The following is a 7,111-nucleotide window of genomic DNA, read 5'->3' on the forward strand; positions in this document are numbered from 1 at the left end:
ACTTGCAAAAAACTTATAGATAACGGTGATCGTCCTTTCAATTACTTTGCTGAAAAACAAGAAATGAAGCCATTAGAACAGACAGCAGATGAACACTACAAAAAGGCTTATCTTGAAAATATTGCTCGTTTAGATGCTGAGCGTTACGTAAAAGCTAAAGATGCTGTCGTTAAATCTGAACAAATACCATTAGGTACACCAGTACCAAGAGACATTTCTGGAGCTAATTCATTATGAGAGATCAAGTTAAACATGATGCACATGTATTAAAATTTAAGATGCAGTTTTTCCCTTTTAAACTTTTTTTATTTTCTATTTTCTTATTTTTTTCTTTGGGTATATATCTAGGACACACATGGGGGTTTTATAGTTGTATTGGTTTTAAATCTTTATTTGGTTCATAAGCTTTCCACAAATTTAACTCGATTTTTTATCTTAACTAGCGAAGTCTGTTAAGATAAAAAATGAGTATTCTTAGGGGGAAAATATGTTATCTCAACAAGTTATAGATGAAGCGCAAAGAGTTGCTAAACAACATTTAAGTGGGAATTTAAATGTTTCAATCAATCTTGAGGTTTTACAAAAGATTTTAAGTGATGAAGATATGTCTCATGTTTTTATCACTGAATTTAATAACTATTTAGATAAATATCGAAGTTGGTATTCTAAAGATCAGGCATAAATAAGATGCCGGTAAAGATTTATGCGTGTAAACCCACATTTGTACAAAACTGCAAGCTATGACAGAAACAAGGGCACACTCACCAGAGCCGACTATGAGTACATGCGCGATCTACTAGAGACAGTGCTAGAACAACTGCAAAATTCAGAATTAGACAATGACAAAGAAATAGATCAGCTCAAACAGTTTTTTATCAAGTTAGATCATCACATAGATAGGTTACGTGCTTAAAGCCAATGGTGGCTCAATTCTAACTTTTAGAAATCCTATCCGGTGATTTGAAAATTACGCGCGTAGATTTCGGCATAACGTATATTATGTTCATTAGCTTACTCGGCATTGTGAATATAATTTTACTGAGATTCACAATGTCGAGCTGTAGCACCAACTGAGGTTGCGTAGGCTACAGTCTTGGATATGCTATTTAACATAAAATTACGTTATGCGACATCAAGCGCAAAAAAAGCCCCATCCTATGATGGGGCTTTTTAATTTCCAAAAAATTTGAAAAGTCGGGGAGTCCACGTCTTCTAATGGTGGACTCTAGTGCCAAATTTGGCAGTTTTCACCTTAATTAACCTTCGGTCACTTTTAAAATACCACTCGAACTGAGTTCTACATTATTAATGCATTGCTCAAGAATGATGTGAACGAGCTCACTTTCTTTAATCGGCATTAAGTTTCTATTAATCAATTGCTTGTTCAGCTCAATGCACTTTTTTCTTAGCATTTCTTGCTCTTTGTCATTCATTCTTACGGTAATAGCCATTATTTAAACATTCTGTATTCAACTAACATGTATCCAATAATACTTGTATACATGTAATATGTACTTGCTATTCATGTGAACATGTATTAAATTCTACTCAATGTAATTTGTATACATGTTTAAAACAATGCTAGATCATCTATGTATTAATGCCCCGTTCGAATCAAGCTTCTATTCTGTAGACGCTGAGGGACGTTATTTTTTCATAGATGTAGACCCACATAGCCTAGAAATTCCACTTGCTTCACGTTCAGTTTATAAAGACGAGGATGGGGCAATTCATAATTCTGCTTTATTCCATCCTTTTGAAAGTGTTCCAACACATTACACAGCAATGGCTATGAAAGTCTTTTTCGATTCCTCATATGAGCCATACGTTCAAATCAAGGCAAGCCCTGCAAAACTTCTACAAGGTCATAACGTCTTTGGCAGTGACAACATAGAGCAGGGTGCAATGGAAATGATCGGCTTTCTAGCAGAAGCCTATCCACTTTTATCACGTATGTTGGATTGGACTAAAGCATGGGTTTCGCATATCGATGTTACTTATTCAGCTCGTGTTAAAGATCAGACTACAGCAAAAAAAGTTCTCGAATATTTAGGCAATGTCAGCAATGGCCAAACTCGTATCAGCAAAAAAGCATATGACACATCTCGCTACTGGGGCGGTGAAACATCACGTTTAGTTCAGCACAAATGCTATCTAAAACATGATGAATTCATGGCGCAATTCGCAGACTTAAAACAACAAGCACTAAAAATGGATAAGTCTGCAATTCGAGTTGTTGAAATCATGTCTGATCAAAGACTTGTTGATTGGACGATTGGCTTATTACGTTTTGAATCCCGCCTGAAAAAGCGTTGGTTAGAACGTAATGGCATCCCAACAAATTTATTTGAATTAATCCGCTTCCAAAAGCAAAACCCTAACTTACTTCAAACACTCTGGACAAAAGCTACTCATAGCATATTTGAAGCCCTACGAGGTCAAACTATGAAACTAACTGACGATAAAAGTGTTCTTGAAGCTATCGAACGGTCAGCAGTGGTTATGACCAGTAAAGGTAAGCCTTCACCAACCAAAGTTCGCAATTTATTCGCAATGTATTGTCTCATTCGAGAGAAAGGATTGGTCGAATTAAAAACAACCTATTCCCAAAGATCATTTCATAGATTAGTTGCCGATCTATGTCTATGTGGATTCTCAAAAGCCTATCTTCAGAACCTCCACACTGAAAAGGCTAACAACATCATCCCATTCGTCAAGCTCATTGAAATTGACTTCAATCAACAGTTGCCAGAATGGTACGTAGAACCAAACTCGCAATTTAATTACAAAATAGCTTAGGAGCTTAAAAAATGTCACAAACTCAGACACTAACAGTTATTGGCCTTAAACAATCAAAGGGGGAATTCACCCCTGAAAATGGCAAAAACAAAGGCGTTGCAACGCCTTACGATAATTTAAATATTTATGCAGTTCAGCCATTTCCTGAGGGTGATATGGATGCACTGGGCGCACAACAACAACTTTTTAAAATTAAAGGCTCAGGCAATTTCTACCGTTTCAAAGACATCGAACTGCCTGCGAAGTTTGATTTCGAATTTGAGTTTGATTTCACCAAAACACCGCCTCGTCCAGTGTTGAAAGACATCAAGCTTTCAGAACAACAGGACTATCAATGAAATACAACTTATTTGGAAGCGACATCCGCGAATGTCCCAAATGCTTCAACTTAATGCACAAAAATATTATGTCTTTTCACTTAACCAAGTGTAGAGGTTAAAAGAATTGGACACTGATACAAGCAATACACAATTAGATCAGTGTCTAGCAGATCTCGCTCAGGCGCAGATCGACTGGTGGATGTACTTTGCAATCACTAAACAACAATCAGACGTTATTACGCTTTTGCTATTTAAATTTCTGCTTGCTGTTTTGGTGTTTGCTTTAGTCGTCAAAATCATAAAGTCACTATAGGGGATAAAACCATGACTTTAAAAAATGTAGAAGTGATTGAACAAGAAGTTCATGAAAAAACGTGGTTTCAAAAGTTTCGCGCTAAAGCGTCTCATTTGAATGTTCAAACTGGGTTAGTTCTTTCTGGTGCTACTTTGGGGGTTTCATCAGCAAATGCTGCCGAAACTGGGGGACTTGCTGCAACAATTCTTGAGGCGATTACTGGTGAAATTACAGCCGTTATGAACTCTCAAAAAGCCATCTACGGCTTAATGATTCTTGTAATTATTGGCTTTGTTGTATGGCGCTACTCTAAGCGTACTGTTTCTTCTGCTTAACGGATTTATGCAAATAAATTAGCTAAACAGAAACTGCGCTCCCTGCGGTTGTGCGTCGAGCGCACAAAAGCGTGGGGAGCGCATTTTTATGGAAGAAGCATCAATCTTTTTTTGGATACAACCGATATGTACAGCATTTTTCATGTGCGCTTTGATAGCCGTTGTTACACGTTTTTAGCACTGATTTTAATTAGTATTTTCACGTCTACAGCTTATGCGGGTGCCGCTGAACGTAAAGAATCTATTTATGATGCTGCTATGAAATCACGCAACGGTATTGGTGTTTCAAATGTACGTGCAGCAAATGACATGATTAACGCTGACATTACTCAACGTGTCACTGTAGATGGTTCAAATGCAACAATTAACACAAAAGTCTCAATCCCTGCGAATGATGATTCTTTCAAGCGTAACACCGCCAAACATGCAAAAAACCTTTTAAAAGGTGGTGCTTATGCTGCGGGTGCTGCTGCTGCAATGAAAGTTATTTTGGATGGTGTTGGCTGGGTGATTGATGAGGGAGGCAAAGTAAATAAAAAACCAGTTCAAGACAATACAAATCCACATCTACAGAATTGCTATCAGTGGAACGGAAACTGTGTAGCTTCTATGGCTGAAGCCGTCACTATTTCTCGTGCATATTCAGTTGAGAATTATCCAAGTTATAACATTACATCTCATAAAGTTGTTGGTGGTACTGTTAATTTTTATGATAAGTATGGTCTAACAAAAGATATTTATACTTGGGGATACGGAAAGAATCCAAATTATAACCCCTCAGCACAACCGCCCCAAAATACTCCTGTTTCCGATGGAGAAATGGAAGATGCATTTTATAATTGGTTTAAAAATAATACGCATTCTCTGACTGATCCAGTCACAACCTATATCTATTCGCCAAAAGATTCACAAGGTAACGCCTTACCTAAATCACCTCCAGGTTCTGACCCATCATTTGGCCCAAATGAAATCACCGATGAGATGATGGATAACTATATGGAACATCGTGACGCAAATATGCGAAACCCATATACAACATCAATCCAAGATTCTACGCAAACGGATACAACCCAAAATCCTGACGGCTCAAAAACCACGACGACAACGAATCCCGATGGCTCTAAAACAACAACACGTACAGACACTAAAACCGACCCTGATACGGGTGAAGTGACAACTACTGTCACTGAAACAACGACCATGCCTGACGGCTCAACATCGACAAAAACTGAAACGTCAACACAAACCAAGCCAAAACCTGAAACAACAGAATTACCTGCATTCTGTGAATATGCTGCAACACTTTGTACTTGGATTAACAAAGATATAGAGCACAAAGCAGATGAGAAAAGTCTTTGGGACAAAATCAAAGAGTTCTTTGATGACACACCCGATACAGACAATGACGACACAGAAATCGAAATTGAAGAACCTGAAAAGCCTACTGAGCAAGTTAAATTGCCTACGAGTAATTCTGAATGTCCATCCTTGATCTATAACTTCGATTTAAGAACATTCAAAGCACAAGCCGACTTTTCACCAGTTTGGCTATGTGAAATCGCAGAAGGTCTTTATTACTTCTTTGTTGGGCTTGGTTGGTATTTAGCAGCTTGTATTCTTGGTTGGAGATCATCATGAGTTTATGGGGAAAAATTGCTGATTTCACTAAATCAGCACAACACGGATTTTTATCAAACGCCTTAGGCGGTGCAGGCTTAGCTTTAGGTTCTTATACCCTGCATAAATATTATATAGATGAATACATTAACAACTTTATTTCAGCTAGTGGGTCTTTATCAAATTTTAGTCTATGGCTTCTTAGTGCCAGTGGAATCATTGTCTTAATGCAAACGGTACTTACTGCATTACTCGTAAAAATGACAATGAATCAATCAAAAGTATTCTTGAAACAGGGTAAATAAAAATGATCTTTCTTTTAACTGCTCCTCCTGGTGTTGGTAAATCTCAATTCGCTGTGAATGAGATTGTTAAACAAGACGAATTAAATGAAAAAAATTTAAAGATTACTCAGCAAAATTATTCTTATTTTCTTGAGCATCTCGAAAAAAACAAAGACAAAATGATTACCGTTGACCTCGTTGAGTTTAAGGGTAGTCAAAACATGTTTAAAGCTATCCGTGATGCATTAGACGGCTATGATCAAAAAGAAATCACACTCGAAAAGTTTTTTAAACTTTTTGATCACTGTGACTTTGAACAATTGTTTTCACCTACTATTTTTCCTGAGCATTTTTATAAATCTACAACACTTAATTTGCTTGTTAATTTTGTGAATAAAACTATTCAAACCAAGTTTAAGAACTTCCCACCAGTGCGACAGATCTATGCGGACATTAACGGACTACGCTTAGAAAATGTTTTACTTAGTCCTGACGACTGGAGAACTTGCCCTGATGGTTCAATCATCTTTTATGATGAAGTCCAAAACCGACCAATCTATAAAAATACACGTGAAAAAAACCCAATCATCGAAGAATTAACAGTGCATCGTCATCGTGGTTTTGATATTTGGTTCATCACCCAATTCCCTGTATTAATTCATACCGAAGTGCGTGCTGTTGTTGGTCAGCATTACCATTTATACAGACCGTGGGGACTACCTCAAGCCTACGTTAATGTATGGTCATACGCTGTTATTGACCCAAACAGCGGAGCTAAAAAACGTGTAGCAGAACGAACATTTAAGTTTACTTATTCAAAGAAAGTTCAAAAGCTTTATACGTCTGCAACGATGCATACACATAAGATCAACATTCCTAAGAAAGTATTTCTCTTATGTGCTGTCGGCTTAGGTGGTTTATGGCTTGCTTATGACGGCTTTTCAGGTGGGACATTAATCAATAAAAAAGAGCAAACAAGTAAACTTGATGCTGCTAAAGATGCTCCTATTTTAAATATCAATGGAACACCTAAAGAGGGTGAAAAAACACAAGAAATCACGCCTGAAATCGCACAAAAAGTTAAAACATGCGTAGATCAATTTGGTTGGTCTTATGATGCTTGTCGTGAAGCCTATGATCCGACATTTAAAGTTAATTCAGAAAATCGCCCTGGTGAGGTTTTCATTTATGACCCATCAAAGCCTTATCAAACCTTACATGAAAATGTTTCTTATGAAGTCAAAACAAAACCTGTATTTTCAGGCTGTGTGAAATACGGCAATAAATATACTGCTTATACTCAGCAAGGAACGCTCTTAGAAGTAGATGCATCAACTTGCAAAAAACTTATAGATAACGGTGATCGTCCTTTCAATTACTTTGCTGAAAAACAAGAAATGAAGCCATTAGAACAGACAGCAGATGAACACTACAAAAAGGCTTATCTTGAAAATATTGCTC

Annotated in this window: 9 protein-coding genes; 8 read left to right on the top strand and 1 reads right to left on the bottom strand. The window is 37.2% G+C overall.

Going from position 1 to position 7,111, the window contains the following annotated elements:
• Together ABWW28_RS27080 and ABWW28_RS27085 are read left to right on the top strand one after the other, a co-directional pair.
• A partial coding sequence (locus ABWW28_RS27080; protein ID WP_353392918.1) for a hypothetical protein occupies positions 1-237 on the top strand: 237 nt, incomplete at its 5' end.
• Positions 238-487: 250 nt separating this feature from the next.
• The gene (locus ABWW28_RS27085; protein WP_353392920.1) at positions 488-682 is read left to right on the top strand and encodes a hypothetical protein; all 195 of its coding nucleotides are present in this window, start codon (positions 488-490) and stop codon (positions 680-682) included.
• A 574-nt stretch (positions 683-1,256) separates the two neighbouring features.
• Here ABWW28_RS27085 and ABWW28_RS27090 read toward each other — a convergent pair.
• Positions 1,257-1,451, bottom strand: a complete 195-nt coding sequence (locus ABWW28_RS27090) for a hypothetical protein (RefSeq protein ID WP_353392922.1) — start codon at positions 1,449-1,451, stop codon at positions 1,257-1,259.
• Between the two features lie 115 nt (positions 1,452-1,566).
• On the opposite strand from ABWW28_RS27090, the gene ABWW28_RS27095 reads away from it, so the two are divergent.
• The 6 genes from ABWW28_RS27095 to ABWW28_RS27120 all read left to right on the top strand — a co-directional run.
• The gene (locus ABWW28_RS27095) at positions 1,567-2,799 is read left to right on the top strand and encodes a phage/plasmid replication protein, II/X family (RefSeq protein WP_353392924.1); all 1,233 of its coding nucleotides are present in this window, start codon (positions 1,567-1,569) and stop codon (positions 2,797-2,799) included.
• Positions 2,800-2,810: 11 nt separating this feature from the next.
• On the top strand, positions 2,811-3,137 hold the full coding sequence (locus ABWW28_RS27100) for a hypothetical protein (protein ID WP_201706510.1): 327 nt from the start codon (positions 2,811-2,813) through the stop codon (positions 3,135-3,137).
• Positions 3,138-3,443: 306 nt separating this feature from the next.
• On the top strand, positions 3,444-3,749 hold the full coding sequence (locus tag ABWW28_RS27105; RefSeq protein WP_201703341.1) for a hypothetical protein: 306 nt from the start codon (positions 3,444-3,446) through the stop codon (positions 3,747-3,749).
• Positions 3,750-3,875: 126 nt separating this feature from the next.
• Positions 3,876-5,387 (top strand): hypothetical protein, encoded by a 1,512-nt coding sequence (locus tag ABWW28_RS27110; protein WP_353392927.1) that lies wholly within the window; start codon positions 3,876-3,878, stop codon positions 5,385-5,387.
• Entirely contained in the window at positions 5,384-5,671 is a 288-nt protein-coding gene (locus ABWW28_RS27115; protein ID WP_279678131.1) for a hypothetical protein, read from the top strand. Before ABWW28_RS27110 ends, ABWW28_RS27115 begins: the two co-directional genes overlap by 4 nt.
• A gap of 2 nt (positions 5,672-5,673) precedes the next feature.
• A partial coding sequence (locus tag ABWW28_RS27120; protein ID WP_353392929.1) for a zonular occludens toxin domain-containing protein occupies positions 5,674-7,111 on the top strand: 1,438 nt, incomplete at its 3' end.

Origin of the sequence: Brucella sp. NBRC 14130 (genome assembly GCF_040371715.1) — a bacterium.
GTDB classification, from domain to species: domain Bacteria; phylum Pseudomonadota; class Alphaproteobacteria; order Rhizobiales; family Rhizobiaceae; genus Brucella; species Brucella intermedia.